Here is a 26,513-nt window from a genome sequence, read left to right as displayed (position 1 = left end):
AACGACGGCTGTGACACTAATTTCCGGCCAGCCGCACACCTACGCGACAGCGCAGGAACGGTGTTCCCGATAGTCCGCGGTCGCTTCCCTCTGGGGTTTCAGCTACTTGAATTATCTACCCGATTTATCTATATGATGCGGGTGAGCTGACCACGTGGAAGGGAAGTCGGAGATCTCGCATGGCTGGTCTGGTCCCCATTAGTGCGCGTCCCCCACTGCAGTTTGCGCCGCGGCGCGATCACCGAGCCGCTGGGTGCACCGGCGGACAAGGGAACTCGTGCGGTGGCGGGTTACGACGAGGACTCGCCTACTTCCTCCGCGCGCTCGCTGCTTCTCGCCGCCGTACGCGGAGTAGTCCAATCGCGACGGCCGTGCGCGCAGCCCCTCGACCTCCACGGGGTGCTCGTGGCCGCCCGCACGTTCGGTTGCCGCCCAAGCGGCCTCCCCAAACGACTCGTTGGGTTACCCGACGCTCCACTCCTGGAGCGGAATGCCGGACCGCGAGCCGCCGCGCAGACTCGACTTCGAGCACTCGTGCGCCGCGCCCCAGCGGCGCTCGCGATGGAAGTTCGGACTCGTTGCGTCCAGCTGCGCGAACTGCGGTCAGCGACACCTTCTATCCGAGCGGGTCTGCTCGATGTGCAGCGCGGCCGACTCCCTGCCGACGGTCTGGACATGTTCGACTATGACTTCACCACATTCCCAGAGGTTGCTGCGTCGGCAGCGGACGCGTACGCCCCGGCGAGGCGTCACGGACCCGCGCGCCGAGCGGGCGATGGCAGGAGTGCACGACTACTTCATCCCCGACCGAATTGATGTTGATGGAGGACCTCGGGTTCTCCGAGCGGAGACCAGGCGCGGAGAAACGTCCAGACGCGGGGGCTCGACCTCGCTGGTGAACCGCCTGTCAACCCGGACGGAGGTCTGAAGACGTTCGGCCACCGACCGGAGCGTCGAGCCTGCGGATGGTGTTCGAGGTCTGGCTGCAACCGCACGGTGAGGCACTGGAGGGCCGGCGCGTTGAGAGAGCCTCGCACAGGGCCGCAAGCGCGCTCTGACGCACAACCTCGGCGGCGGCCCCGGCGACTGTGTGTCGTTCGAGTCCGTCGTCGGCAAAGAACCCAGCGCCTGAGGGCGCGGAAGAAAAGGAATGCACGTGGGAGAACTTGACGCACGCGTCGCCGTCATCACCGGGGCCGGTCGCGGCATCGGGCGTGAGCATGCGCTGCTGTTCGCGGCGGAGGGCGCAAAGGTCGTGGTCAACGACCTAGGTGGCGCCGCCGACGGCGCGGGCTCGGACAAGACCGCCGCGCAGGCCGTCGTCGACGAGATCAAGGCCGCCGGCGGCGAGGCCGTGGCCAACGGCGACGACGTGACCGACCCCGAGGGCGCAGCGCGACTCATCCAGACGGCCATCGACACCTTCGGTGAGCTGCACGTGCTCGTGAACAACGCCGGCATCCTGCGCGACAGGCTTGTGGTGGGCATGTCCGACTCGGACTTCGACGACGTGATCCGTGTGCACCTGCGCGGGCACTTCCTCACCCTGCGGGCGGCCGCGCAGTACTGGCGTGCCGCGCACAAGGAGGGCAAGACGCTGTCGCCCTCCGTCATCAACACTGCTTCTACTTCAGGTCTTTTCGGGCAACCCCTGGGCGGTCCAACTATGGCGCCGCCAAGTCCGGCATCGCGGCGATGACGATGATCGCGCAGATGGAGCTCGAGCGGTACGGGGTGCGCCTCAGCGCGATCTGCCCGAACGCACGCACGCGACTTACCGAGCAGTTCCTCGGCGAGGCCGGTGACGGGTTCGACCAGGACCACCCGGGCAACATCGCCCCGTTCGTGGGCTACCTCGCCACGGAGCAGTGCCCCCATCGCGGGCCGGGTGTTCTACTGCCACGGCGGCGCGGTGCACCTGTTCCAGCCCTGGTCCCTCGTGGACAAGATTGAGACCGATCACCGCTGGACGATCACCGAGCTGAAGAAGGAAGCCCCCCGTCTCCGGTGAGCGGGAGTTCGAGCTCGGTCGGCCTTGGGTGAGTTGAGGAGAGACATGTCCGTGGAGCGTTTTTCCGGTCGAGGCCGGACACATTCTGATGTTCCGTCGCGCGGTCGGCTACGCCGACGCAGAGGACAGGGCGGACACCGCGAACGTCGAGTTCGCGCCGCCGACGTTCGTCCAGAGCTTCCGCGCAGTTCGAGCCGGGTCACCGGCTCCGCCCGACCAGCAAGTCCTGGTTCGGTTCCGGTGGTGGTCCCGGCGAGATGCCCGATGGCGGCGGACGGCTGCACGCCGAGCAGCACTACACCTATCACCGGCCGGTACGTGTGGGCGATGTGCTGTCCGCCGTGGAGCGGGACGGCGAGACCTGGGAGAAGAAGGGCCGCTCAGGAACGCTGAAGTTCGCTGAGATGATCACCGACTACCGCGACCAGTCGGGCGAGCTCGTCGTGACGGCGACGGCTGTCTCGGTTCTGCGCGTACCGCACGAGGAGAAGGCATGACGCTCACCGACATCACATTGAAGGCGGGGGAGACCCGCGAGGCGGTGCTGGTGGAGGACCCTGACCCGCACGCGTCTCGTCCAGTATCGCCGGGGTCGTCGGGGACTACAACCCGCTGCACCGACGAGCGCTTCGCCCGCGAAGTCGCCGGTTATCCAGGGTGTTCGCCCACGGGATGCTCACGATGGGTATGACCGGCCGGGCGCTCACCGACTGGGTCGGCGAGGGAGCGCCTACTGTCGTACGGTGTCCGCTTCACCAGCCAGGTGTGGCCCGGTGACACACTTACGGCCGAGATCACGGTGACCGCCGTCGAGGACGGGGGTGGCACACCTGTCGATCGTGACGAAGAACCAGGACGGCGCGACAGTGGTGTCCGGCACCGCGACCGCGAAGACCAGCTGAACGTCGTGTGATGGGACGGGCGGTGCGGCCGGGGACGTCGGCTCCACCGCCCCGGCACGTCGAAGTGCGGGTAGTGGACCGCGAAAGACTGCTCGGACCATTACCCGCACCAGTTGTGCGGCTCGTGGTGAGTGCCCCAGGCATTCGACCGGGGGCTGTCGCTAGTTCGCCCAGTGTCGTCGCGGTGCGGCGAGGACGAAGCCGTGCACCCGTTCCGCGAGGTCCTCCTCCTGATACGGCGGTGCGCCAGCGAGGCCGTCGTCGAGCAGGCCCCAGACCAGGTGACGGATCAGCATCGCGTCGGACTTGGGATCGCCCTGGCGGAAGACGCCTTCGCGCACGCCCTGGCGGAGGATCGCCACGATGTGCGTATCGGCGACACGGTGCAGCGCCCGGACACCTCTCCGGCAGTTCCTCGATCAGTTCACGGTCGAGAAAAAGAGTCGGGCGTGCTCCGCGCGGGCCGGGGAGTACATGGTGCCGAGGCTGAACCTCAGCAGGGCACGCAATTGCTCGATGGCGGGTTCGGTCGGATCGATCACGGCTTTGAGCCGCTGATCGACAGCCTTCATCTCGTTCTCGAAAGAGGGCAAGCATCAGGTGCGACTTGCTGGGAAACAGCCGGTAGAAGCTGCTGGCCGAGGTGTAGGAGGCGGTCAGCACCTGACGGATCTTCAGGGAGCGGGAAGTGTGAACGCCGCAGGACCGCCCACGCTGCAGAGAGGATCCGCAGGGCCTCCGGACCATGTCCGCCCGGCTGTGGGCTCTGTTCGGACCGGTGCGCGGGAGTCGACAGCTCCGTCATCGCGCCTCCGTCGTCGCCGTAGAGGAAAAATCGTTATATGATTCTACTGCTTTGCCTGTCCTTGTATCAAGTGGCGGCGGTCAAGGCCAAAGCTCGATCTTCCGGCACATCCAATTACTGATCCATCAATGTGCGAGGAGTAAGCAGACGTTTCGCTACCAGAACTGACGGGGCGCGTCGCAGTGGTCACTGAGGTGGGGTCCAGAGGCTCGAGGCTGGCGATCGAGAACACCTTCGTCAGTATGGCCCGCAGGTGATGCTCGCCGACCTGAACGCCGAGGCTGTCGAGTCCCAGGCGCGGTCTTGGCAGAGCGTCGCGTCGGTGCGACGTCACGGACGAGTATGCGGTCGACGCCCTGATCGTCGAGACGGAAGCGCTTTGGGTCGGTCGACATCATGGTCAACAGCGCCGGGATTGTACGGGACAGGACGATGCTGAGAGATGACTGCCGAGAGACTTCCGGACGGTCCTCGGTGTGCACGTCTTCGGCTCCTGACTGGTCACGCGCGCCGCCAGCACTGTGATGCATGGAGAGGTCCGCGGCTCGGCCATCACGATGTCATCGATCGCGGAAAAAGGCCGGCGCCATCGAGCAGGACAACTACAGCGCCGCGAAGGGGCTGGCGGGCAACGGTGTGCGGGTCAGCGCCATCCAGCGCCCTATTCGCGGGGGCGTGACCCAGGCGATGTCAGCACAGGCGTGGGAGGCGACTACTGTGCGGATTCCGATGAAGTGGGCAGGTGAGCCGTCAGGGGTCGGCTCTGTCGCGCTACTCCTGGCCAGCGACCTGTTCAGTTACGGCACCGGCTCCGTAGGGAAGTGGCCGGCGGATGTTACGTGAAGTCCGCCTGTCGCGGGCGCCGTGACGGGCGAGCTCACTCCTCGGTCCCGCGTCCGATGCCGACGGACTTCGGCTGTGTGGGCCGGTACGACAGCGGCTGTGCGAACGCGAGCGCCACTAGGTCGGTGAGTGTGGTCGACGGGTCGTCCCTTGTCCCAGTAGCGCAGCGCGGCGCTGAAGCAGGAGATGGCGATGGAAGCGATCAAGGTGTGCGCCAGGGAGGGTCCGCGCCCTCCTCGAAAGCAGTTGTCGGGCGATGTCGCGTTCCCAGCGCAAGCGCATGCGCAGGCTCCGCGCCTCCAATGACCGGTTGGTCGTGACCAGGTGGGTCAGCGCGTGCGTACGCTCGTCCCTGCAGTTCTGCGGCGAACTTTCCGACCCCCCTCTGCGAGCGCCGCGACGCCGATCGACCGATCAGTGCGGCGCGCTACATGGTGCACCATCGCCTCGGCCGAGGGTCCTCCGTCGCCGAACAGGATGTCCTCCTTGCTCGGGAAGTGCCGAAACACCGTTGCGCTGGACAGGCCGGCAGCACGAGCGATCTGCTCGACCAGTCGTCGCCTCGTAGCCTTGCTCGATGAACAGCGTCAGCGCGGCAGTGGTGATGTCCTGTCGGGCGCGCAGGCGGTTCCGCTCGGGCGTGGTCATCGACGTCCGCCATTCTGATGAGGGCCGCAAATGGAGAGTACTTTAGCAATTGATGGCCGACCCTCCGTGAGGCCGCCGCTCACGCTTGCAGCATGCGGTCCCGCAATTCGTGCTTGCGCATCTTGCCGGTCGGGGTGCGCGGCAGTTTGTCACTGAAGCGGATGTCGCGCGGCACCTTGTACCCGCCCAGTTTGGTACGGGCGAACGCGACGAGCTCCGCGGCCAGTTCAGGCCCCGCCGCGGCAGGATCCTCCGGCTGCACGATCGCGACCACGCGTTCGCGCTCCCGGATCGGGCGGTCCGATCACACCGAGATCAGCGACTGAGGATGCATCAGCAGCGCGTCCTCGATCTCCGTGGATAGATGTTCACGCCGCCGGAGATGATCAGGTGGGTGCGGCGGTCGCTGAGGAACAGGTACCCGTCCTCGTCCAGGTAGCCGACGTCGCCGACTGATGCCCTGCCCCGGGCGTCGTGCGGCGGCGGTCTTGCCCGGGTCGTCGTGGTAGCAGAAGCCGACGGCGCCCTCGAACCAGATCGTGCCGACTTCGCCCACCGGGAGCTCCGGTCCCGTCGTCGTCGAGGATGTACGGCCGGCCCATCAGGGGCTTGCCCACCGACCCCCGGTTTGCGAAGCCATTCCTCCGACATGATCGACGTGGCCCCGGCCCCCTCGGTGCTTGAGTAGAACTCGAGAACAACACCGGCCCCACCGCTCGATCATCGCCCGCTTCACCTCCACCGGGACAGGCGCCGCCGGAGTGGATCGCGTACCGCATGCTGGAGCGGTCGTATCGGTCGCGCCAGCTCGGACGGCAGCTTGAGTAGACGCGCGAACATCGTCGGCACCCACTGACCGTGCGTCGCCGGTGCTGCTCGATGACGGCGAGCGCGAGCTCGGCGTCGAAAGCGCTCCAGGATCGCCGCGGTGCCACCGTTGCGTTGTGTGCTCATCGACCAGGCCAGCGGCGCGGTGAGTGGTAGAGCGGGGCGGGGACAGGTACACGTCGCCCGGCTTGAAGCCCATCAGGTCGCGCAGCCACTGCCCCGGCCGGTCGGGCGCGCTGCCCAATGGCCCCTTCCGGCAGGGCCGTTCGATGCCTTTCGGCCTCCCGGTGGTACCGGAGGAGTAGAGGAGGAAGTCGCCCTCGGACTGATCGGCTATGGGGTCTCCGGCAGATGTGCGACCTCGCTCTCGTAGCTTTCCCAGCCATCACGGGGCGTGCCGAGCATGAGCCGCCCGGCCGGCGCGAGTTCGGGATCTGCCAGCGCCTCGTCGGCTAGTTCCCCCAGAGTGTCCGACGCGACGACCAGGCTCGCTCCGCTGTTGCGGACGATGTACTCCGCGCCTCGGCGGGAGTGAGTGCACGTTCACTCCCACGTAGTAGAGCCCCGACCGCTGTGCGTCCCCAGGCTAGTTCCAGGTACTCCGCGCGGTTCTCGGCGAGGATCGCGATACGGGAACCGCGCTCCAGTCCGCGTGCGCGGAACAGGTGTGCAGCCCGGTTCGACCGCGCCTCAAGTTCCCGCGAAAGTGACCACCAATCCGGACGGCTCGATCACGATCGCAGCCTGATTGGACTTGGCGGCACTGAAGGGAGTTTCGGGCATGGTTGCTCTCCTGGCGGCGACTGTGGGGCGTCTGCGTGCGCCTAGAAACTCAATAATATAACTGTTAACGTGTCCAGTGGTTGAGCGTCCTGGGCGGCGCTTTTGGTCCACTGTGTACCCGGCGCGAGGTCGCGCGGCGAGACGAGAGAGCGCATTGTGGCTGCATCTTTGACCGACGAACTCCCGGTGACGGGTGACTTGAACGCCGCGGCGCTCGCCTCCGCCCGGCAGATCGACCCGGCGCAATGGGCGTCCGATGCACCGATCATGGGCCTGGTTCGTGAGGCCGGGTACGTCTGGGGGACCCTGCGCGCGCCGACGGGACGATGTTCTCCCTCATGCGTCGCTTCACGCCGGGTGCCGATCTCGCCGCCGAGAGCAGTGGTGAGCGCCGCGGCCCTCGGTGGTCGCCTCATTGTGATGTCCACGGTGGACGCCGAGGGGTGTTTCGACCGGCGAACTGCGCGTGCGACGCGAGCCCAAGGACGCAGTCCCTAGCGACCTCGCGCGACGCGAGGCGCTTCCCCGACGGCGTACGGTTCTCGGCGCCGAGCGGCGACGCCGAGGCGCGGCATGCGTCTTGAGTTGACCCCTGACACCTTCTCTTACACCGAGGAAGGCGTGCTCGACCTCGTCGAGGCCGCGCAACTGCCCGGCCCTGCAGTGGTACCTGCCCGGCCCCGAAGGCGGCGTTGCTTTACCTCACCCAGACCTGGGAGGTCGAGGGGCACCGTGCTGGGCAAGTCCGTGCGCGGCTTCATGTTCTGGGAGGAGGCGTACATGTACCCGGGCGGCCGGCTCTACGTCGAGAAGGACCCGTTGCACGATGCGCAGTACACGTCCTGGTACTCGTGGGCGACGCGGTGGGACGACGGCACCACCGAGGTCGGTCACTTCCTCCTCAGTGGTAAGTCGTTCGGTGTGGGCGTCGTCTCCTCCAGCTTGGCGAGATCTCCTTTGCGGAACGTCACGGGCCGGATCGACCTCACGGAGGACGGTGCCTGGCGCACCGGTATCCACTACGACCTTGATGGCACGGCCTGGGGTGCAAGCCCCATGAGCTGGGTCGCATGGGGCTCAGGCCGCTGCCCAACCCTCAGCAGGAGAGGGATCATCCAGCGGGTGGGGAGACTCGAGTCCCGTGGTGCACATGGCCTGGGGTGAGACGGTGCCCGCCAGGGTGCGTCCCTGAACCGTAGGACAGAACGGCCCATCACCGGCGGCGAGCTGCGCGAGAACACGCGACGGGCTCGCCGCCCGGTCTCGATGGTTTACATGAGGCCCATGCGCACACGGCCCGGACCCGAGGGCCCGGGCCGTGTGCGTATGGCAGAGTGAACTCAACTCGCGAGGCGAGGCGATGTTCCGCTCGCGCAGCTAGCGGTGGCTTCGGCGAATGCGGGAGTACCTGGAGGTGGTAGGCGCGGGCCTGGTGGGTCAACGACAGGGTTGTGCCCGGACCCTTCACCAGGATGACTTCCGAGTCGCCCACGCCCTCCAGCGCCGCGCGGAGCCGCGTCGAGGACGGTTTGAGCCGACTCCATCGTGGTCTCGAACTCCGGTACGGCGACCTGGACCGGCACGGTCATCTCGCTGAGTAGCTTCCGTGCGGTGGGGCGGGGCGGTCGCGCGTCCTCGAACTCCGCGGACGGGACCGGGCCAAACTACGGTCTTCAGCTCGCCAAGAAGCGTCTGCGGCCAGGTGCCGGCCGGGCCGGGCCGGTTGCCGGGGTCGGGCGCGGACCCGGCGGGCGCCGCACCACTGTGCTGGTCGTGTCCATGAGAAGCATCCCGGCCGACTGGTCGTCGGTGTAGGCCAGCGAGTACTCCGCCGAGCGCCAGTGCCACCAACTCGTTGCCGTCCCGGGTCTCGTCGAACAGCTTGGCCAGGTGCAGCGCCGTGACCGCGCCGAGCGAGTGGCCGACCAGGACGACCGGCAGCGGCTCGGACCCACGGAGCTGGGTGATCGCCTGCCGCAGCAGATTCGCTTGCTTCGGTACGTCAAGGCCGGGCGAGGCGTCGCCGCCTCGACGCCCCGTATCCGCCGGTCCAGTGCCACGGCTTGCCATCCGAGGGCCGCCGCGATCCCGAGGAGCGACCCCCGAGGGGTCCACCGGCGAGTGGAAGTACGCGGCGCGGGAGCCGCCACCGTGCAGTGCGAAGACCAGCCCGCGGGGGACTCCCTGCGGGCTCGGCCGCGAGGCCAGACAGCTCAATGCCCGCCACATTCATCACCAGCGGCTGCACGCCGTCCACAAGTTGTGTCACCGCGATCCATCCCGAGTGTAGAAGTTCTACTCGTCCGACGAGCGACGTTCCGCTGTGGGAGGTAATCCACCGTGTCGGACGCGTGAGTAATCCGTCAGAACAGCTATATCATTCTTTTGTTTGGATGACACGGTTTTCGATCTTGCATTCGCGGCTGATCGACATCGGATGTGGTGCGGGACCGGGCTGAAGACCAGTGGGCGTGCTCAGATTCGGATTCCAAGGCTCTCCAGATCGGTGAGGTATTTCTTGATGAGCTCCGGCCCGATGTGGGGATGTCTCCGTCCCACCCGAGGTCCGTATCCTGTACCGCCGCGCGGAACCGCTCAGCAGGGACCATGGCGCCCCCGGTCGCTTCGGCCGGAGCTGCCGTAAGCGTGCAGCAGGGGCAGGAGCGAGTGCCGCCTGCGGTACTCGGGCAGTGCCTGCAGAGCCTTGCAGGGAAGCGCTCCAGCCAGTCGTGGTAGTCGTCGACCCGGGTGATCGGCCTGCCCGACTCTGTGAGCCAGTCGACGAAGGTGTCGAGCGAGATCCCGTCGTCATGCGGGTTGACCACGTTGAATGTGTGGTGACCGGACGTGAACTGCTCACCGAGGCCTGTCACGGCTGCTGCGGTGAAGTCGACCGGCAATCCGTCGTAGTGGGCGCGGCTGGATGCCGCCGCGATAGAAGGAGCGCGGGGCGATGCCGGTGGCGACGAGGCTGAACAGCAGGCGGGTGAAGATGTCGGGCACGTTGAGCTGCCCCGCCATAGCCGCTGTGCGCCAGGATCATGTCCGACCGGAATACGGACACGGGCAGACCATGCTTCTCGTGGGCCTCCCGGAGCAGAACCTCGCCGGCCCATTTGCTGTTCGCGTAACCGTTGGCGTAATCGCCGTTCAAGTCGCGGACGGGGCTGGTCTCCCGGATATCGCGGTCCTCATCGGCCGTGGCGGCTTGGTGTGCCACGACGGCGACGGTCGAAAGGAAGACGAAGCGCTTCATACGGGTCGTCAGCGCGAGCCGGATCAGCTCGGCGGTGCCCGACGCGTTGGGCCCGAACAGCTGCTGGTAGGGAGCACGTGGTTCACAAGTGCACCCGGGTGCACGATGAGGTCCACGTCCGCAGCGAGACGGTGCCACACCGCGTCGGCCAGGCCGAGCCCGGACTCGCCGAGGTCGCCCGGGATGACGTCGAGGTACTGCGTGGCGAGTTCACGGAATCGCCGGGACAGCGCGGGATCCCCCGCTGTCGAAGGCCGCGTCGAGCCTGGCGCGGGCCGCGTCCTCGTCGGCGCCGCGCACCGGGCAGACCACGGTCCCGCGGCCCCCGTGCCGCCATCCGCTCCAGCCAGTCCAAACAGGGGAACCTACCCAGGTAGCCGTTCGCGCCGGTGATCAGCACCGCGCACGTCCGTGCTCTGGTTCCGGAAGCTTGTCGGTCGCGGTGAGCACCTCGGGGGCAGGAACGCGTCCAAGGGTCGCTCGGCTCGCGCACCCGCCCGGAACCGGGGAGTGCACGTCGGCGAAGCCCGCAGATTGAGCCCTGTGACCAGCGCACGCTCGATGGTGTCGGCCGCTCGCCAAGATCGTTGGCGGGACTGATGACGTCGTGCTCACCGCTACCTCGACCTCGAAGATCTCTTCGAGCAGGCGAAGCGAAGGACAGCGCGGACGGCGAAGAGTCGCCGCCGAGGTCGATGGAGCCGATCATTGGAGTCGAGGCCGGATCGGTAGCGCCGAGGCGTCGCGCGCGCGCACGCGCAGCACCGGGGTCGCGTGCGGGCTCGTCGCGGCCTGCTCGAAGCGCAGAAATTTGCTGCAGCTCGTTCCTACCTGCTGCTCGGCGAGCTCTTCTCGTAGAGGCTGTTCAAGGCGGTCGCGCGGTAGTGCTCCGGTCACGCGCGGGCGGAGCAGCTTTCACGGGATGTCGGACAGCAGGCCGTTCTCCATGGTGAACGGTTCCGTCTCGACGATGAAAGTCGCGTATGGGATCTCGTACGGCTGCAGCTGTGACTCGCGCGCGACTGTGCGCAGGGACTCATACAGTGCCGTGCGCAGGCGTGCTCTGTGTCGCCACGCCTTGCGCGGAAACGTGTCGGTGAGGACGACGACTGCCAGCGGATAGGCGCGTGCGCTGTTTCCATAAACGAAGATCTGGCGGATCAGCGGGCTCGTCGCGTAGGCGGACTCCAGCCAGGAGATCGGCGAACTCGCCCTGGGACAGCAGGGACTTCGTCCGGCGGTCGATGTAGACCAGCTCGTCGTCCCCACCTGCGCCATGATATCGCCGGTCCGGTAGAAACCGTCCTCGTCAAGACCGACGCCATCAGCTCGGGCCGCTTGTATTGCTGCCGAAAGATCGTCTCCGGTGTCGAGCAGCAGTTCGCCGCGGGGGTGCAGGGTGTCGAGTTGGCTGAAGTAGCCGAGTTCCGGAACGTCTGCGAGCCGGTACGCCCGTACAAGGTGGGCGGCGCACGCGGCGGTTGGACAGGACGCCTCCGCCGGCTTCCGTCATTCCGTAACCGTGGTGGAGCAGGACGCCGAGGCACTCCTCGGCGAACGCGATCTCCGGGGACACGGGGCCGAACCGGTACCGGCCGCCTCACCCGGCCGCCGAGCGCCTTCTCGCGCAGCTTCGTTCTTGACCTCCGCCTCGATGCGGGCCCGGTCGCTCGCCGAGGTGCGCGGCGGTCCACTTCGGCGGAGTAGCGCTGGAACAGCATGTCCAGGACGCGTGGCACGGGCCACAGTGCAGTCGGCCTTGCCTCCACGATGTCGTCGAACAGCGTGGACAGGTCACTGCAGGAGACAGAAGCAGCTCATTGCCGCCCGCGGCGAGGTAGCCATGAGGACGATTCGCCCGGCAGGTGACTCTGCGGGAGGTAGCTGACACACTACGGGCCCGCTGCCGGAGCTTCGGTACTGCGCCACAGGGTGGCGACCAGGAGGTCGGTGTGCATGCGCCCTTAGGCGAGCCGTGCTGCCGGTGCGCAGGCCAGGAGGCACAGGGCGTCGGGGTCATCGGCGACCGGAGGCGTCGGCGGCAGCGCAGCCCCGCGTTCGAAACTGGCGGACAGCAGGTCATCTCGATCGTGCAGGCCGACTCGCGCAGACGGTTCGCGGCGGCGTCGAAGACCGATGCGCTGGTCCCCGTTGGCCGGGTCGTAGTCGAAGACGGAGCAGCCTGCGCGGACGTCGGCATTGTCCATGACGCATTCGGACGGCGGTGCCGAGCTGTTCGAGACTCGTCGCCAGTACGCGGGGACTGGTGCTCGGCGGACGACGGGCGCCAGCTGCGAGGCGGCGGCGCTGTGCTGCAGCGGCAACGACGACCGCACCCAGTCTGGCGCACGCCAGGTCGACGGTAACGTAATCAGCGCTGGTGAACCCGAGGGTGCACACCAGCTCGCCGGGCCGGACCCTTGGTACGGGAGTGGTGATACAAGTCCGCCGCGAGCGCGCCGGCCCGCAAGAGCGTGCAAGTGGTAGCTGGTGGTGTCGAAGCGGGGTGCGGTCCGGGCACGCGTACCGCGAGCGCCGGACGGTCCGCATAAGACGTCATGACCTGGTCCAGGACGTTGGACAGGGACTTTCCGGGCTGTCTCAGCGATGCGCTGACCGCCTCGATCGGCTCCAGCTCGCCGAAAGCCGCACCCACCGTGCCACCTGCGTCCGGTCGGAATTCCCTGACGGTTGACCACGTCTGTCCTCCAGGAGAGTCGCGTTACACCGACGCTCAATACAACAATAGGTTAGATCTTTGCGTGAGGTGAACCACTCTCCGTAGGGTGGAGCGTCGTTCCCTGTAGCGGCTGTGAGATACGCCGAACGCCGCCGAGACAACAACGTGAAGTCCGCCGGGCATGGTTCGCGCCCGGCGGACTTCTGCACTGGTGGACTGGCGTCAGTCCACCCTGGGCTGGTAGAGCACCGCGCTGATGCCACAGTCGACCGGCAGCGCGACGCCGGTGATGGCCGCGGCGTCGACGGAGGCGGAGAAAACGCGACAGCGGAGGCGATGTCCGACGGGTCGGCGATTCTTCGGCAGCGGGATTCGCAGCTGGCGTAACGCTCAACGCTCGCCTCTCACCCTCGAGGCAGGTGCTCGAACGCGGGGGTGCGCACCGACGGGATCACCGTGTTGACGTGCGGATCGTCCAAGCGGGCCGCTCCTCGACCGCGGCCTCGCGCGTCAGCTGGATGATCACGCGGACTCTGCTGATGCCGTAGTACGGCACTGTGCCGGGGTGCTTGCCCAGGCCCGCGGCCGAACCGGTGTTGACGATCGCGCCGCCGCTGGGTCCTTCATGACTCTTTCAGCGCCGCACCGCAAGTGGACAAATCTTCGCGGAACCACCGACCCGGAGGCTGGAGCTCGACGCCCGCGGGCCCAGTCCTCGTCGTCGACGTCGAGGAAAGCTGCCGCGCTCGCCGCAGAGGCCCACATTGTTGTGGACGACGTCCAGCCGACCGTGCCGCTCGGCTGTCTTGGTGAACAGCTCGTCGACGAGCCGGGCTCGACGACGCTGCCCGGCGCGGCCTCTCGCCTTGGCCGCCCGCATCGACGATCGCCTGCGCGGTGCTCTGCGCGGCCTCTCCTCACGCAGGTCGTTGGCGACCACGAAGGCGCCCTCGGACGCGAGACGCATGGCCGACGCGCGGCCGATGCCGACGCCCGCGCCCGTTACGACTACTACGTTGTTGACGAACCGGGTCATCCGATCCGCACCTCCTTGCTTGTTCCGGGCCACGGCTGATCCACCAATGGATCACGCCCGGAGGCGGTCAGTCGCGCAACAGTGGAGAGCGAGGGTCCTCGGCCACGAGTCCGCACCTGGCGCATGACCATCTCTTCCGGCATGCAAGGGACGCGCCCAGAAATTTTCACGGTGGACACCAGCGTCTGATGAACTCCACTTCACCTTGGCAGCGGCCTCTTCCGGCTGGTGCCAGCAGGAGGCTGTGAAGCTGGTGGTGATTCGATGCTCTGATCTTTCTCTGGGATCGACGGGCGGCGGGACCGGCTGGTCCGTTCCTCTCCACCATGGCACCTGCGGATTTGCGAGTCGTTCTGGAACCGCACGTGTCTCGCGCACGGCGGGCCGGTCCCCGTTCCGACCGTCCGTGGGCCCACACGTAGAGGGCACCGGCCATCCGGGCGGAAGCTCGGGTCGTGGCCTGCCGGCGATGAGACCTTCGCGTAGGCTCCACCAGTTGGGGTTCGCCGAGAGCAGGCCCTCGCCGAGCACACACCTGCGCGGTGCACCTTGGGACCCTGGTAGCCCATCCAGATCGGAAGCCTGTCCTGGGCGGGCGGAGGAAGCACCTTGCCCGACTCCCCAGTGCGCGCGGATGTCCCGGGCCCTGGAGTCCGTCACGCCGTAGCGGCCCGCGATCGAGGCGCCGTAGAGATCGAACTCCGGCGGTCGGTAGCCCGTGCCGAGGCCGAGGTCGAGGCGTCCTCCGCTCACCAGATCGACGATTGCCGCTTCCTCGGCGATCTGCGCCGCCGGTCGCAGCGGTGCCACCAGCACGGCCGTGCCGATGCGGGTTGCCGCCGCGCGCCGCCACCGCCGACGCAAACGTCAGCGGCTGCGGGAGGTACCCTGCCGTCGAACAGGTGGTGCTCGGAGAACCAAGGGAATCGATGCCCAGCCGGTCCGCCTCTTCACGGGCTTCCAGCGTGAACGAGTGAGCCGCTTCCAATCCGCGCGCCAGCCCGGGTTGCGGTAGGTCGAAGTACAACCCGACGTCCATGTCTCTCCCTAGTCGTCTTTCCGGGCCCGCTGCTCCAGGACAGCGGACTGGCAGTGACGGCGCCCACGTCGGCGTCGGCCCAAAACCTTTCCCAGGTGCCTTCGGGCGCGGGCAGGCTCGGCTTCTGGCCGTTCTCGTCCCAGCTGTCGAAGTTCACCATCTGCGGGCGCTCCAGGTGGTCGGCGGCGTACCGAGTACCGCTCCTTGCGCGCCTCAGAAGCCATTTGCCGTCGACCTTGCGGTAGAGCGTCCTCGTAGCGGATCGCCATCACGATCCACCGGTCGCCGACCTCGTGCTCGGCCCGGCAGTAGACCCTTCCCGGTCGCCGTGGTCGGTCCGTCCTCGCCTACGTCGGGGCCGAGTTCGATCTGGTGTCCGCAGATCAGGTGGATCGAGCGGTAGAACCAGGCGACCATCGGGCCGATGTACGTGCGCAGGGCTGCTCGTCCCTGCCCCGGCGACCTGCGGAGACGTCCAGGACGAACAGGTTCGCCCAGGCCTCCATGTCGCGGGAGTCGACCGCGATCGCGTACCGGATCGGGATCTGGCCGATCTCCTGCCGCGCCTCGATGCGGAGCAAGACGTGCGGCGTCCATTCTCAGCCACCGCCCGTCAGCATCAGGGTGTCCCCGGTGAAGGTGAGGCGAGGTCGTCGATGACCAGGGCTACGACGGCGCGGCCGATGTCCAGCTCGGATCGCCCACCCGGCGCAGCGCCAGTACGGCTCTGCATGCGCTCGGAAGCGCTCGGGTGCTGGTTCGCGAATTCCTGGCTGGGTGGGGAGGAGAGCGTTGGGAACGACCACGTTGACCCGGATGTTGTACCGGCCCTATTCGCGGGCGGCCACGCGCGACGGTCGCGGATGGCCTCCTTTGACATCGCATAGGCGCCGAAGGACGCGTTGCCCTCGATCGCTGTGGTGGAACCAAAGGTTGACGATCGCTCCGCCGTTCTGCGCAGGTGCGGAAGCGCGGCTTACATGCCGTACAAACGTGCCCATCGTCTCCACGCGCCAGCTCTTCTCGACCTCTTCGTCGGTGAGGTCGGCCAGCAGCTTCTGCGCCCCGACCGCAGCATTGTTCACGATCGCGTCGAGTCCGCCGAAGGCCTCCGCGGTGGCGGCCACCGCGGCGTCGACCTGCGCCCGGTCCGCTACATCACACAGCAGTGGAATGGCCTTGCCGCCCAGGTCGGCGATCTCGCTGGCCACGGCCTCGCGCTGGCCAACGTGCGCCCGGCCAGGCCCACCGCCGCACCTTTCCTTGGCTAGAGCCAAGGCGGTGCCCGCCGGCCTGCCCGGCCCCGGTGACCAGGACTACTTTTTCCCTCAAGTCGTTCGCCCATACCGCTCCTAGTCGAGTCGGCGCGGCCGCCGGGGGTGGGCGTCCGCGAAAACAAGCTATAGATATCATTGATCCCAACTAATTTGCTATCCGTGTCAAGTGAAAGTCGGCGGAATGCTTCCCGGGCGGCGCAGTACGGCCGTCCGGGAAGCAATGCGCCACGCAGGTGCGCCGCACGTCGCGGTACGTGACGCTGCCGACGGCGTCCCTCGCCGCCCCATCCCGAGGGCCCTTGGAGACGGCGTGGACGGCTCCGACGGTGTCCTGGGTGACCACCACGTCGATGGTGGTGGTGGGCGGGGGTGGGTGTCCGTGGTGTTCACTGGGGCGACGATCTTCAGTGCCGTGGTGCACCGCTCGCCGGGTCCAGACGTCGTACACGGCGTCGTCGGTGAAGATCTCGTGCGCCCGGCTGAAGCGACGTTCGTCGATGAGGTGTCTCGTACAGCCCGAGCAGCTCAGTGGATCGCCATGCGGTCCTCGACCGTGATTCTGTTCTGCGCGCTCGTCATAGCAGCCCCTCCTTGTGCATCCAGGCGACTGTGCCCTCGACGTCCTGCGTAGCGGGGGCAGCGTGATCCCGGAGCGCCTTGTTGATCGCCGCGGGATCGGGCGGGCGCAGGAAGTTCTGCTCGGCGAACACCTTCATCGCCCCCAGATTGGTCGCCCGCGCCGGTGGGAAACCAGGGTCAGTTCGGCGTGGAGTTCGCGTACTCGGTGAGCTCCCCGTGCAGCGTGCGGTGCGCGTACCCGCCGCACGCTCTCGTGGTACATCGCCAACTTGCTCCGTAGACACCACGAAAGCCCGCGTCTGGCCGGCCCCGACCGAAGTGCGCTCGATGACTGTGACGAAGGTGTGAGACTGGCGAACTGGTCGGCGCGGTCGTGGCGCCCCCTGAGAGCGCTGTGTGTCCAGGACGTGTATCGAGCCCTGGTGGTTGACCGACTCGAAGTTCGCCTCGCCCGCAGTGGACCAGGGGCCTCCGGGTGTGGCGGCGGAGTGAACGGCCGCGTAGACGTCCCTCGAACGGCTCGGTGAGCGAGTCCGGATCAGCGATGTCGCCGGGAGCGGCTTCCCGCCGAGCGCGTCGGTGTCCGCCTGTGCGCGGACCAGGCCCCGGCGGCCCGCTGCCGCCTGCTTGCGCACCGCCGAGCCCAGTGGCCCGCTCGTGCCGGTGACAGGAGGGTGTCCCTTGGGGGTGCTCATGCCTGCGTGTTTCTTGTCCGCGCCGGCACGGCGGCCTTCCAGTCGTAGTTGACTTCCCGCCGCCTAGGGGTCATTCAGTTGAATAATTGTACGTGAGTAAATGTCGGCTGTAGTGGTCCGGGCGTAACGGTTGCCGGCGTCCGGGCGCTTGTGCGGCCGTTGGGGGTGAGATATTGTCCCGGCGTGGCATAAAAATAAGCACAGTACGGAGAGAGGGTGGTGTGTCACGTGATGGCACAAGCAAAATCAGTGCTGCTGCGGGTGGCGGACGTGGTGCGGGAGACCGAGGACGCGGTGTCGATCGTGTTCGAGGGGCACCCGGAACTGCCCGCGCACCGGCCAGGCCAGTACCTCACCCTTCGGGTGCCCAGCGAGCTGACCGGGTCGGTCGCGAGGTGCTACTCGCTCGCCAGTTCCGCCGATCGCCACGAGCCGACCCGTGTGATCGTCAGGCGCACCGCGAGCGGCTATGCGTCGAACTGGCTGTGCGACAACACGCCGCCGGTGCCGAGATCGAGGTGCCGCCTCCGGCTGGGGTGTTCACGCCCGCCTCGCTGGGACCAGGACCTCCTGCTACTCGCCGGAGGGAGCGGCATCACGCCGGTGCTGGCGATCGCCAAGTCCGTGCTCAGTACTGGCACGGGGTCGATCGAGCTGTTCTACGCGAACCGGGACGCGGAGTCCGTCATCGCCGCTGCGGAACTGCGCGACCTGGCGGCCAGAGTTCCCAGACAGCTCTCGGTGCGGCACTGGCTGGAGCCGCTCCACGGCCCGCCGCAGGCCGAGGAGTTGGTGCGGCTCGCGGGGCGGCGACGGGCCGGCACGCGTTCGTCTGCGGCCCCGGCCCCTTCATGGAGGCGGTCGGTCGGCCTGGACGGCGGCCCGGAGGCGGGAGCGCAAGGAGATCCACATCGAGGTCTTCACATCGCTGTCCGGGGACCCGTTCGCTGAGCCCGCACCCGTGGCCGTGGCGCCCGTCAAAATCGGCGACGCCGTGCCGACTGAGGTCGAGATCAGAAGGCGAGGTGCATAAAAGGGTCGACTGGCCGAAGGGTCACTCTCGTCGACCACCTGCTGTCCTCGGGATCGAGGTGCCCTACATGTGCCGGGGACGGCGACTGCGGCACGTGTATCGCCAACTGTCCCTCCGGCACTGTCAAGATGGAGGGGAACAACCTGCTCGAGGAGGAGGACGTCGCGAATGGCGACGTACGTGACCTGTCAGCTCATGTGTGTCGGGGACGAGCCGGTCAAGGTCTGTGTACTCAAGCTGCAAGAATGAACCCGGGAGTGAGATGGGCGACGCCGAGCGGACGTCGGAACCGCAGCCGCGTGACAGTGCCGGTGGGCGCGGGAAGGTGCGGGCAGGCCGAGGGGATCCCTCGGTGGACGGAACGAGTGCTTCAGGCTGCCCGGGACGAGTTGGCGGAACGGGTCGCCGCCTTCAGCATGCGCGGTGTCGCCCAGCGGGCCGGGGTCTCCCGGCCCAGCCTGCTTCTGCGCTGGCATGACGCGGACACGTTGATCGTCGACGCGCTCGACAGTCTGGAACTGCCGGAACTGCCGAGTCTCCCGGGCGTCCTCGAACAGGACCTCTTCGTGGTGGCCGACATGATCGCCGAGCAGTTGGGCCCTCCGTGTACGACCTGCAGATGAGGATCTTCACGGACGCGCGCGACCACCCGTACTGGTGGAGCGCTTCCAGAACCAGGTGATCTGGCCGACTGCGGCGCGCATCGACCAGGTGCTGCAGGCGGCTGTCGAGCGCGGTGAGTTCGCCGACTGACGTCGATCGTGCCCTGCTGGCGGACGCTCTGGTGGGGATTCTGCTGGTCCCGCACGTCCGCGTCGGCCGGTCGGCGTCCGCCGGACCCTGCGGCGCCGCACGCTCGTTCGGAAGATTCTCCGGTATGTGACGGGCTGAGAGAGAGTGCGGGCCGCTGCCTTCCCGTGGCAGGGCTTTCGCGAGTGAGGCCCGGGTGCCGGTGAGGCATCCGGGCCACGATCGTGTGCGTCCGCCCATAGAGATCGGTTCTGGCTGTTCGCTAGGGGCCAGGACCGATCGCCATCGTCGTCTCAGGCGATGTCTGCGGCTTCTTTCGGCGCATCAGGCGATCGCGGCGGCCGGCCTATTCTTCCCGGTCGGTCGCGTGGGCGCCATCCGCCGGAGCCGGTGTTCTGTCCCACGTGGTTTCCGTGATGCCCCCGGTCGCGGAGAACGTACTTGGAGATCTTGTTCATTAGGCGTCATCGGGAGTTCGTCGACGACCTGCACGTACCTCGGAACGAAGAAGTAGGGCGCGTTCGCGTCCATGAACTATGCAGAACTCGAAAGCGGCTCCACCTCCTTGCCCGGCTCACGGAGCAGCACGGCATCATCAACTCCTCCTCAGGACTGCACGTCCGGGGTGGGACGCCGACCGCCGCCGCGTTTTGGACCCAGGAACTGTCGCGCGATGTGCTTCGACCTCAAACGTGGACGTGTTGCGGCCCTTTGTGTCGCAGCAGAGTCGCTTCTTGCGGTCGACGAAGAAGATTTCGCCGTCGGCGTCCCGGCGGCCGAGGTCGCCGAGTGGTGCCACATGTTCCGGAAGGTCTCGAGGCTCTTGTGCGGCTCGTTGTAGTAACCGTTGAAGACTGCGAAGGGGACGCGGGGGCGGACGCAGATCTCTCCGACCTCATCGACCTCGGTCTCCTGGTCGTCTAGCGTTGAGAATTTTGGTCTCACTGGGTCGTCGTTGGTGGTGTATCCGCTCGACCCGGACTTCAGGGGCATGCCGGAGGTGCTAGACCGTGGCGCCCGCGATCTCCGACTGGCCGAAGCCGCCGCCGATGATCTCGACGCCGAAGCGCTCCATGAAGGCGCATCATCGTCGGCACGATCGGAGCATGACCATGGTGCGCAACGGATTGTCCGCGTCGTCCTCCTTCGGCGGCTCGTTGAACAGGTAGACGTGCATGGCACCCAGCGTCATGGTGGTGGTTAGCGCCGCAGTGCCGGAGCCTGTTCCAGAACTCGCTGACCGAGAAGCGCTTGTCCAGGCAGGCGGTCGTGCCGGTCAGTAGCGCGGGGGTACGCACATGCTCCAGCCGCCGGAGTTGTACATCGGCATCGGATAGTAGAACTTCGTCCTTCGCGCACGCCGCCTCCGGTACACCTCGTTGTGACGCTGCGCCCAGAGCATCCACACCGCGTGCGATTGCATGACCCCTTTGACGGACCGGTGGTGCCGGACGTCCAGAGGATCGAGTTGGTGTCGCCGTGGTGCCGGTCGATCGTGCCGCGGAAGGGCTCGTAGCTGGTGAACGACTCGAGTTCGTGCATCGTGGCTCCGGGCAGGCCTTCGTCGGCGGGGCCGCCGTTGACCACGACGTGCTCGAACGGTAGATCCTTGAGAGCCAAGATCTCGGCAACAGCACCTCTGTCCACGACCAGGACCTTGGACTTCACCGCGAGCAGCAGCTCGCGCAGCCACTCGCCGCGGTACTCGGTCGACAGGTGACCAAACGCCCCCCGCGCGGTTGATGCCGAACGCGGTGGCGCCCAGGGTGGCGGAAGAGTCCATGAACACGGCGACCGAGTCGTCTTTGCCGACACCGAGATCCCTGAACGCGGAGGCCTGGCGGCCGGCGATGTCGTCGACCTGTGAGTAGGTCAGACGCGTATCGCTTTCGTCGACCAGGAATCTCGGTCGCCGCCCCCTGTCCGCCCAGAGTCGCAGGACGTCGTCCGGAATGCGGTGTGCGGGATTCCCCAGGGATCGAGCTTCATTGCAGCTCCCAGCAAGCGGACTGGCTCCGAGCGGGCTTCGCTGTCGGAGCCGTTGGTGGGTGGACGAGGGGCTCCGTGGGGCTGGCCGGTCCTTCGCCGCGTCTGTAGCTGTGGGCCTTGCGGTTGACGTAGTCGGCCGGATGTCCCAAGGCGATCGCTGGTGCGATTCGCGTCACCGATCGGTCGGCGTCGGTTTCACTCCTCGTCCGAGCATGCTTAAGCATCGGACAATGAACCGAATCATATAGCGGATAGAGGGACAAGTGTCTGTGCGAGAGTTCGGAGCTGGGGCCCGCAGTGATCGTTGTCTCAGGGGTGGGCACACGACGACGCCCCCGCACCGGTAACCGGTGCGGGGGCGTCGTCGGACTTCTGCTCCCCGTTTGTCAGGGGCTCCGTGCGTCGTCAGGCGGGAGTAGCACGCTCTCCTCGGACTCGCCGACGACCTTCTTGGACGCGCTCGCCCCTGTGCCTGCTCAATGGCCTTCTGGTCCTCGCTCGGGTGGTCGAGCGGGTAGAAGCGCTTTCGACCAGGAGCGAAGCTGGCGGTAGCCCTTGCTCTCCATTGAGGCGAGCGCGGGCGGGTCGAGGTAGATCTGGTTCTGCCAGATCTGCAAGTCCCGCTCCACCTGACGGTTCGCCATGCCCATGCGCTTCACGAGCTTCTCGGGCACGACGGGACCGTCAGAGGGGGTCGCGCTTGGGCAGCCATACCGTGGACCGCAGGGTGGCATGGGTGGCGTCAACCGGCGTCACGCAGACCCAGGTGCGCATGGTGTCGGCGCCCCCAGAACAGCGCCGAACCGATGCCGAGTCCGATCGAGCGCGAGCGGACCCCGCCCTTGATCGCGCCGTTCGGGGTAAGTGCCGTCGGGGCCTTACCTTCGCCGAAGGTCATCTCGACCTCGGTGACGGAGTCGTACGCACGGAATTCCTGGCGGACGAGCTTCGGCAGGCTGCCCGCCTTGTGGACGTACTGGAAGTGGGCGAAGTCGACGCCGTTCTCCATGACCCACTGTGGGTGCAGGTTGATCTCGGAGCGGAGCATCGTGCCTTCAGGGTACGCGCGGGTAGTAATCGTCCGCGGTGCTGTTCTCGTCGTACATCCCACCGAAGATGTCCGGGATGTCGAACAGTGGATCGCGGCCGAGTGCGTCGTTCCAGATGAAGATGCACTCGTTCTGTTCCCGGACGTGCCGGACCTGGATCACGGCGGACCTTGTTGGGCCGGTCGGCCTGGTACGGGATGAGCTTGTTGCGGCCGTCGGCATCCCAGCGCCAGCCGTGGAACGGGCACTGGATGCAGTTGTCCTCCGTGACGGTGCCGCCGTGTCGAGGTGCGCGCCGAGTGCTGACAGAAGGCGTTCTGGACATGGACCACGCCGTCGTTGTCGCGCCAGGCGATCATTTCCTCACGTCGAAGTAGTGCATGGGCTCACTTTCGCCCACGGCGACTCTCGGCGGACCAGGCGACCTGGAACCAACCGGTGATGTCGTGGTGGGGCATGGGGGACTGGTTCGGGACCGGCTTCATCTGATCTCTCCATCGAAATCTGCGGGTGCTCCCGTACGGGGTGGTGCGCGCCCGGCGGGGGTGGGATCGCATAGAGGTGGGACCTACCGCATCTAAATGGGACCACCATGGTCTAGTATTTGTCGAGGGGCTTGCATGGTTGACAGTTGTCGGCGTCGGGGAAACCGCCTTGGCGATGGCAGGTCGGTGGACCCGGCCGGTGGCTCGCGCAGCGGCGTTCGCGCGACGTCAGAACTTCTCGGTCTCGACGCTGAGTCGCTCTCGCCGGCGCCGGCAAGGCGGTCTCACCGGGCGATTACCGTGCCCGCGGCTCGGCCTCCAGGCGAACCACACACACATCGGTGCCTCGCGGCGTGATCGCCGACGCGTCGCCAGCGGCCTTCGACCTGCGGGTTGGGAAGTTTGCCGGAGGCCGACCATTCGGGCCGCGGGGCTCGTACGACCTCCCACTCCTCGCCGAAGGGCGGAGTACGCCGAGATGTGTTCCTGCCAGTAGCCGTTCTCGCCGTAGTCGACCTGCCGCTGACGTCGCTGGTGTAGCGGACGTTGCCGTCCTTGTCGGTGAGGATGGCGAAGCCGAAGTGGTCGCTGCCGAGAGGAAGTGCGGCCGGCGTCGAGCGAGCCGTCCTTGTAGACGGTGGCCCAGGTGGTACCAGACGAGTTCGAGCTCTCTCCTGGACCTAGGCGTAAACTCTTGGTCTTGTAGACCCGCCGCCTTCGGAGCATGTAGATGGGGTCGAAACCGACTTCTCAGGCCACGTACCTGCTTGCCGAGGACCGTGCTCTTCCAAGCGAGGAAGATGCTGGCGACGCAGTGCAGCTACGCCGGCGTCGCGCATGTCCCGGCAGATACCAGTGCACGCCGGGCTCGAAGGAGCGTGCCGTGGACATCCATGACGCCCTTTTCGGAACCAACCGCACTCGCGCGGGGTCCAGGTGACGTGGACAAAGCGCGGTCGCGTTCGGGTCGCTGCGCCAGTGGACGCGGGCCGTCCTCTTCGAGTGTCTTGGTAGAAACGCAATCGCGAAACCGATCCGGCGCCCCGCTCCTCGCAGGTGCATGCCAGTCTTCGGGGCCTGCGGTGGTGAGCAGGAAACAGTCGGCGGCGGGTGTCGGGCCCATCGGTGGGCAGTCCTGCGGGGATGCGACGCGCGCGCGAGCAGATCTCGCCGTCTCCGTCGCGGAAGCCGCCCCACTGCGCTACAGCTGCTCTGGCGGCACGCCGAAGCAGGAGCGGCCGGACACCCGCGTCCCCAGCGTCGGTTGGAAGGCGCTGACCGTGGCCTGCCACCCGAAGTCCCTTGCGGGGGCGGCGTTCTGTTTGCATGGCTCATTCGCGCCCTCTTCTCGTCGGCGGCGTCGATTGCCGACGCGCTCCGCGATATCCCCTTCCCTAGGCATATCATTTAACTGATTGCTGTACGTCATGGGAGCCCCGGTGGGCGGCATCCCTGGCCGCTTCTCCGGTGTCCGCGAGGCGAGTTGAGCACATGTTGGTGTGCGAGCGGGCGTTGCTGTCGGTCCAGCTGTATGGCACTCTGAAAGCATCCTTCAAGATGAGAGACTCTCTGATTATTTCTGCCGCTACGATTCCGAGAGCGGCATGGAAGGGCCCTGCGAGAAGCGACCTCGGACTATGGCGCTGATCGAGAACTCGATCGGGGAACTGCCCACAAGCTGCTGGATCTCGGACCAGCACTCGTCGAGAGCTGCGGACGACTGCTTCACCAGGTTCATGCGCCCAGGGATCGCCTCGGTCACCGCGGTGCGGCCGATCATGGCGGCGGACGGGAAACGCAAGATCCTCCTGGCGAACGACCGGATCGTCACCGCGCTGGAGAACGACCTCGACCAGGCGGTATGTGCCCGGCCTGCTGGTCGAGACGCCGAGGCGCGCGTGCCTCCCGGGGAGCGACCCCGAGCGGTTCTATGAGCCGATCCAGAAGGAGTACTGGACAAGAATGCGAGGCTCATTCAGCTCACCGAGCAGCAGATCGAAAAGTCGATCATGTACCCCGGAGGTTGGGGTCTGTTTGCCTGGGCATCCTACGCGGTGACGTGCCTCACGACAACCTGACCTCGTTCAACCGCTGGATCGACGAGGACTGGGGCTTCAACACCCAGGACCGCATCCATGCACCGGCCCCTGCTGTCGCTGGACACCCTGACCGCGCCGTGGTGCGAAGCCCGACCGCGCTGGCTGCAGGTGCCGGTTCATCATGCTGCCGCCCGGGCCGGTCAACGGCCGATCGCCAGGCGACCCGTACTTCGACCCGTTCTGGGCGCGGGTCAACGGGCGCGTGCGGTGGTCGCCTTCCACATCACCGAGTACCACTACCAGGAGAACGTGGCCCTGCACTGGGGCTGGGGTCGGTGCCGCCGTTCCAGTTCTCGGCGTGGCAGTGGCAGAACACCTATGGTGAGCGCCCGATCACCGACACGTTGTCGGCGCTAATCTTCGACAACCTGTTTGGTCGCTACCCGAACATCCGCGTGCTGGTCGGTAGTACGGTGCCGAGTGGGTGCCGCACTTCATCCGTCACATGGACAAGAGTCGCGGCATGGCGCGCAACGGGCAGTGGCTGGGCGGTCAGCTGGCGGAGCGTCCGAGCACGATCTTTAAGAAGCACGTGACGCGTGGTCCCCCTACCCGGAGGACGACACCGTCGACCCCGTCGCGGCTCAGGGGGCGTGGACTGCTTGGTGATGGGGTCGATTGGCCGCATGCCGAAGGCCTGCGCGAGCCGGCGGACTTCACTGGTTGAAGGACTTGGGAAGAGACGCGCAAGAAGTTTCTCGTGACAACGGCTTGGAGCTGTCCCGGCGCTGCCTGACCAGTGGCTCGGGTACCGGCACGCATGCCACGGGACCGGCGTTGTCACCTTCACGCGTGGCGCACCGCTGGCCGAGAGCATGCAAGCCGGCCGACCAGGGCGGGCACGAGAACTGAAGCCCACTGCCAGCGAGAGTTCGGAACCTGAACGCTGGTCCGAGGACGCGAAACTGTCCTCCGCAGGCCGTGAGGCGCAGGCATGTAGACGCGACGCGCACGAGCGCCGCGATCGTCCCTACGGCAACGGGCGAGTTCTAGAATCCCTTCAGATTCTCTGCCCCACTGCTCACCGGATCTCCAAGGCCCGGTGAGCAGTGGCCGGCTCTCAGCTGGAGTCGCTTCCTGCCGCCGTGATGATCGCTGCTCGTTCGGGACAACCGGCTTCGGCGGTCCGGGCTTCGGCTTGAGTTCCGTGCTGACGGTGCCGACCACAGCGGTGGCGTGGCCGTCGTCGTCATTCAGGTCAAACAATTCCGGAGCTGTCATCGCGCACAGTGCGTGCCCCTGGCAGCGGCTCGTGTCCACGTGCACCTGCATGTCGTCCACCTCTGCAGGCCGGCGTCGAATCCGGCCGACCGCGGGCCGGGCGTGAACGAGATGGGCATGGTCTCCCAGCCGTTGACGATGCCGATCGTGTCGGTACCCAGCTTGGCGTTCTCTTCGTCGACGACGTAGTCCCGGCATCGGGTGAGCCTCCCGCAGCACGATGTCGAACTCGATCCTCGCGATGTGGGAGCCGATGCATCGGTGCACGCCCAGGCCGAACGCGACGTGCCGATTCGAAGTCCGGTCCAGTACCACGGCGTCCGGCAGAACGCGGCAGGGGTCCCGGTTGGCGGCGGCAAACGCGACATGAACACCCGATCTCCCGGATGCATGGGCACACCCTGCGATGTCCGACGCTACTCGAAGCGGCGCACGAAAACGCGAAAGCGTTTCACGATAAATGCGAAAACGGTTAAACACCCATTCCAACTGAACGAAGTACAAT

General features: G+C 66.9%; 27 protein-coding genes and 2 pseudogenes. 10 read left to right on the top strand and 19 right to left on the bottom strand.

The features are described from left to right. Positions 1 to 1,156: 1,156 nt before the first annotated feature. The 4 genes from RBJ77_RS30435 to RBJ77_RS30420 all read left to right on the top strand — a co-directional run bounded on the left by RBJ77_RS30435 (position 1,157) and on the right by RBJ77_RS30420 (position 2,788). On the top strand, positions 1,157 to 1,699 hold the full coding sequence (locus RBJ77_RS30435) for an SDR family NAD(P)-dependent oxidoreductase (RefSeq protein WP_372347931.1): 543 nt from the start codon (positions 1,157 to 1,159) through the stop codon (positions 1,697 to 1,699). 14 nt (positions 1,700 to 1,713) lie between these two features. After that, a complete protein-coding gene (locus RBJ77_RS30430; protein ID WP_372347943.1) occupies positions 1,714 to 1,953 on the top strand; it encodes a hypothetical protein in 240 nt (79 codons plus the stop codon). A 315-nt stretch (positions 1,954 to 2,268) separates the two neighbouring features. Next, the gene (locus tag RBJ77_RS30425) at positions 2,269 to 2,508 is read left to right on the top strand and encodes a MaoC family dehydratase N-terminal domain-containing protein (protein ID WP_372347930.1); all 240 of its coding nucleotides are present in this window, start codon (positions 2,269 to 2,271) and stop codon (positions 2,506 to 2,508) included. An 85-nt stretch (positions 2,509 to 2,593) separates the two neighbouring features. Beyond that, complete coding sequence (locus RBJ77_RS30420) at positions 2,594 to 2,788, top strand: MaoC/PaaZ C-terminal domain-containing protein (protein WP_372347939.1); 195 nt, start codon at positions 2,594 to 2,596, stop codon at positions 2,786 to 2,788. 286 nt (positions 2,789 to 3,074) lie between these two features. Here the strand turns inward: RBJ77_RS30420 and RBJ77_RS30415 are convergent, their stop codons facing one another. Beyond that, on the bottom strand, positions 3,075 to 3,275 hold the full coding sequence (locus RBJ77_RS30415) for a hypothetical protein (protein WP_372347929.1): 201 nt from the start codon (positions 3,273 to 3,275) through the stop codon (positions 3,075 to 3,077). 57 nt (positions 3,276 to 3,332) lie between these two features. Beyond that, a complete protein-coding gene (locus tag RBJ77_RS30410; RefSeq protein ID WP_372347928.1) occupies positions 3,333 to 3,485 on the bottom strand; it encodes a hypothetical protein in 153 nt (50 codons plus the stop codon). 761 nt (positions 3,486 to 4,246) lie between these two features. Here RBJ77_RS30410 and RBJ77_RS30405 point away from each other — a divergent pair. Beyond that, on the top strand, positions 4,247 to 4,561 hold the full coding sequence (locus tag RBJ77_RS30405; protein ID WP_372347927.1) for an SDR family oxidoreductase: 315 nt from the start codon (positions 4,247 to 4,249) through the stop codon (positions 4,559 to 4,561). Positions 4,562 to 4,890: 329 nt separating this feature from the next. On the opposite strand, the gene RBJ77_RS30400 is transcribed toward RBJ77_RS30405, so the two are convergent. From RBJ77_RS30400 to RBJ77_RS30390, 3 genes are all read right to left on the bottom strand, one after another. After that, a complete protein-coding gene (locus tag RBJ77_RS30400) occupies positions 4,891 to 5,085 on the bottom strand; it encodes a hypothetical protein (protein WP_372347938.1) in 195 nt (64 codons plus the stop codon). Positions 5,086 to 5,288: 203 nt separating this feature from the next. Beyond that, positions 5,289 to 5,483: a hypothetical protein gene (locus tag RBJ77_RS30395; protein ID WP_372347926.1), complete on the bottom strand. Its 195-nt coding sequence runs from the start codon at positions 5,481 to 5,483 to the stop codon at positions 5,289 to 5,291. 1,006 nt (positions 5,484 to 6,489) lie between these two features. Continuing rightward, the gene (locus tag RBJ77_RS30390) at positions 6,490 to 6,684 is read right to left on the bottom strand and encodes a hypothetical protein (protein WP_372347937.1); all 195 of its coding nucleotides are present in this window, start codon (positions 6,682 to 6,684) and stop codon (positions 6,490 to 6,492) included. Positions 6,685 to 7,552: 868 nt separating this feature from the next. On the opposite strand from RBJ77_RS30390, the gene RBJ77_RS30385 reads away from it, so the two are divergent. Further along, a complete protein-coding gene (locus RBJ77_RS30385) occupies positions 7,553 to 7,984 on the top strand; it encodes a hypothetical protein (RefSeq protein WP_372347925.1) in 432 nt (143 codons plus the stop codon). Positions 7,985 to 9,689: 1,705 nt separating this feature from the next. Here the strand turns inward: RBJ77_RS30385 and RBJ77_RS30380 are convergent. The 8 genes and pseudogenes from RBJ77_RS30380 to RBJ77_RS30345 form a co-directional block, all read right to left on the bottom strand. Next, positions 9,690 to 10,261: pseudogene (locus tag RBJ77_RS30380) on the bottom strand (SDR family oxidoreductase). 730 nt (positions 10,262 to 10,991) lie between these two features. After that, the gene (locus RBJ77_RS30375; RefSeq protein WP_372347924.1) at positions 10,992 to 11,345 is read right to left on the bottom strand and encodes a hypothetical protein; all 354 of its coding nucleotides are present in this window, start codon (positions 11,343 to 11,345) and stop codon (positions 10,992 to 10,994) included. A 695-nt stretch (positions 11,346 to 12,040) separates the two neighbouring features. Continuing rightward, positions 12,041 to 12,283, bottom strand: a complete 243-nt coding sequence (locus tag RBJ77_RS30370) for a hypothetical protein (RefSeq protein ID WP_372347923.1) — start codon at positions 12,281 to 12,283, stop codon at positions 12,041 to 12,043. A 1,107-nt stretch (positions 12,284 to 13,390) separates the two neighbouring features. After that, positions 13,391 to 13,792, bottom strand: a complete 402-nt coding sequence (locus RBJ77_RS30365; RefSeq protein WP_372347922.1) for an SDR family NAD(P)-dependent oxidoreductase — start codon at positions 13,790 to 13,792, stop codon at positions 13,391 to 13,393. A gap of 51 nt (positions 13,793 to 13,843) precedes the next feature. Further along, entirely contained in the window at positions 13,844 to 14,602 is a 759-nt protein-coding gene (locus RBJ77_RS30360; RefSeq protein WP_372347936.1) for an LLM class flavin-dependent oxidoreductase, read from the bottom strand. Between the two features lie 612 nt (positions 14,603 to 15,214). Continuing rightward, positions 15,215 to 15,412: a hypothetical protein gene (locus RBJ77_RS30355; RefSeq protein WP_372347921.1), complete on the bottom strand. Its 198-nt coding sequence runs from the start codon at positions 15,410 to 15,412 to the stop codon at positions 15,215 to 15,217. Between the two features lie 249 nt (positions 15,413 to 15,661). Next, the gene (locus RBJ77_RS30350) at positions 15,662 to 16,042 is read right to left on the bottom strand and encodes an SDR family oxidoreductase (RefSeq protein ID WP_372347920.1); all 381 of its coding nucleotides are present in this window, start codon (positions 16,040 to 16,042) and stop codon (positions 15,662 to 15,664) included. Between the two features lie 641 nt (positions 16,043 to 16,683). Further along, complete coding sequence (locus RBJ77_RS30345) at positions 16,684 to 16,824, bottom strand: hypothetical protein (protein ID WP_372347919.1); 141 nt, start codon at positions 16,822 to 16,824, stop codon at positions 16,684 to 16,686. Between the two features lie 789 nt (positions 16,825 to 17,613). Here RBJ77_RS30345 and RBJ77_RS30340 point away from each other — a divergent pair. Together RBJ77_RS30340 and RBJ77_RS30335 are read left to right on the top strand one after the other, a co-directional pair. Continuing rightward, a complete protein-coding gene (locus RBJ77_RS30340) occupies positions 17,614 to 18,333 on the top strand; it encodes a hypothetical protein (RefSeq protein WP_372347918.1) in 720 nt (239 codons plus the stop codon). Positions 18,334 to 18,780: 447 nt separating this feature from the next. Next, positions 18,781 to 19,038 carry a hypothetical protein gene (locus RBJ77_RS30335; RefSeq protein WP_372347917.1) on the top strand — a complete coding sequence of 86 codons (258 nt, stop codon included), beginning with the start codon at positions 18,781 to 18,783 and terminating at the stop codon, positions 19,036 to 19,038. Between the two features lie 1,403 nt (positions 19,039 to 20,441). On the opposite strand, the gene RBJ77_RS30330 is transcribed toward RBJ77_RS30335, so the two are convergent. From RBJ77_RS30330 to RBJ77_RS30310, 5 genes and pseudogenes are all read right to left on the bottom strand, one after another. Further along, the gene (locus tag RBJ77_RS30330; RefSeq protein ID WP_372347935.1) at positions 20,442 to 21,104 is read right to left on the bottom strand and encodes an AMP-binding protein; all 663 of its coding nucleotides are present in this window, start codon (positions 21,102 to 21,104) and stop codon (positions 20,442 to 20,444) included. 526 nt (positions 21,105 to 21,630) lie between these two features. Next, positions 21,631 to 21,828 (bottom strand): hypothetical protein, encoded by a 198-nt coding sequence (locus RBJ77_RS30325; protein WP_372347916.1) that lies wholly within the window; start codon positions 21,826 to 21,828, stop codon positions 21,631 to 21,633. A gap of 68 nt (positions 21,829 to 21,896) precedes the next feature. After that, positions 21,897 to 22,202: a hypothetical protein gene (locus RBJ77_RS30320; protein WP_372347915.1), complete on the bottom strand. Its 306-nt coding sequence runs from the start codon at positions 22,200 to 22,202 to the stop codon at positions 21,897 to 21,899. Between the two features lie 7 nt (positions 22,203 to 22,209). Continuing rightward, on the bottom strand, positions 22,210 to 22,365 hold the full coding sequence (locus RBJ77_RS30315; protein WP_372347942.1) for a hypothetical protein: 156 nt from the start codon (positions 22,363 to 22,365) through the stop codon (positions 22,210 to 22,212). A gap of 31 nt (positions 22,366 to 22,396) precedes the next feature. After that, positions 22,397 to 22,528 (bottom strand): annotated as a pseudogene (locus RBJ77_RS30310) (Rieske 2Fe-2S domain-containing protein); the annotation flags it as partial. Between the two features lie 1,797 nt (positions 22,529 to 24,325). On the opposite strand from RBJ77_RS30310, the gene RBJ77_RS30305 reads away from it, so the two are divergent. Then, positions 24,326 to 24,622: a hypothetical protein gene (locus tag RBJ77_RS30305; protein ID WP_372347914.1), complete on the top strand. Its 297-nt coding sequence runs from the start codon at positions 24,326 to 24,328 to the stop codon at positions 24,620 to 24,622. Between the two features lie 951 nt (positions 24,623 to 25,573). Here the strand turns inward: RBJ77_RS30305 and RBJ77_RS30300 are convergent. Next, complete coding sequence (locus tag RBJ77_RS30300) at positions 25,574 to 26,059, bottom strand: ferredoxin (protein WP_372347934.1); 486 nt, start codon at positions 26,057 to 26,059, stop codon at positions 25,574 to 25,576. Between the two features lie 150 nt (positions 26,060 to 26,209). On the opposite strand from RBJ77_RS30300, the gene RBJ77_RS30295 reads away from it, so the two are divergent. Beyond that, positions 26,210 to 26,513, top strand: a 304-nt coding sequence (locus RBJ77_RS30295) for a hypothetical protein (protein WP_372347941.1), incomplete at its 3' end; no start/stop codon positions are given.

Origin of the sequence: Streptomyces sp. KL116D (genome assembly GCF_030766975.1) — a bacterium.
GTDB classification, from domain to species: Bacteria; Actinomycetota; Actinomycetes; order Streptomycetales; family Streptomycetaceae; genus Streptomyces; species Streptomyces longispororuber_A.
Note: the sequence above shows the minus strand (reverse complement) of the source record. Positions and strands in the feature narration are given on the sequence as shown.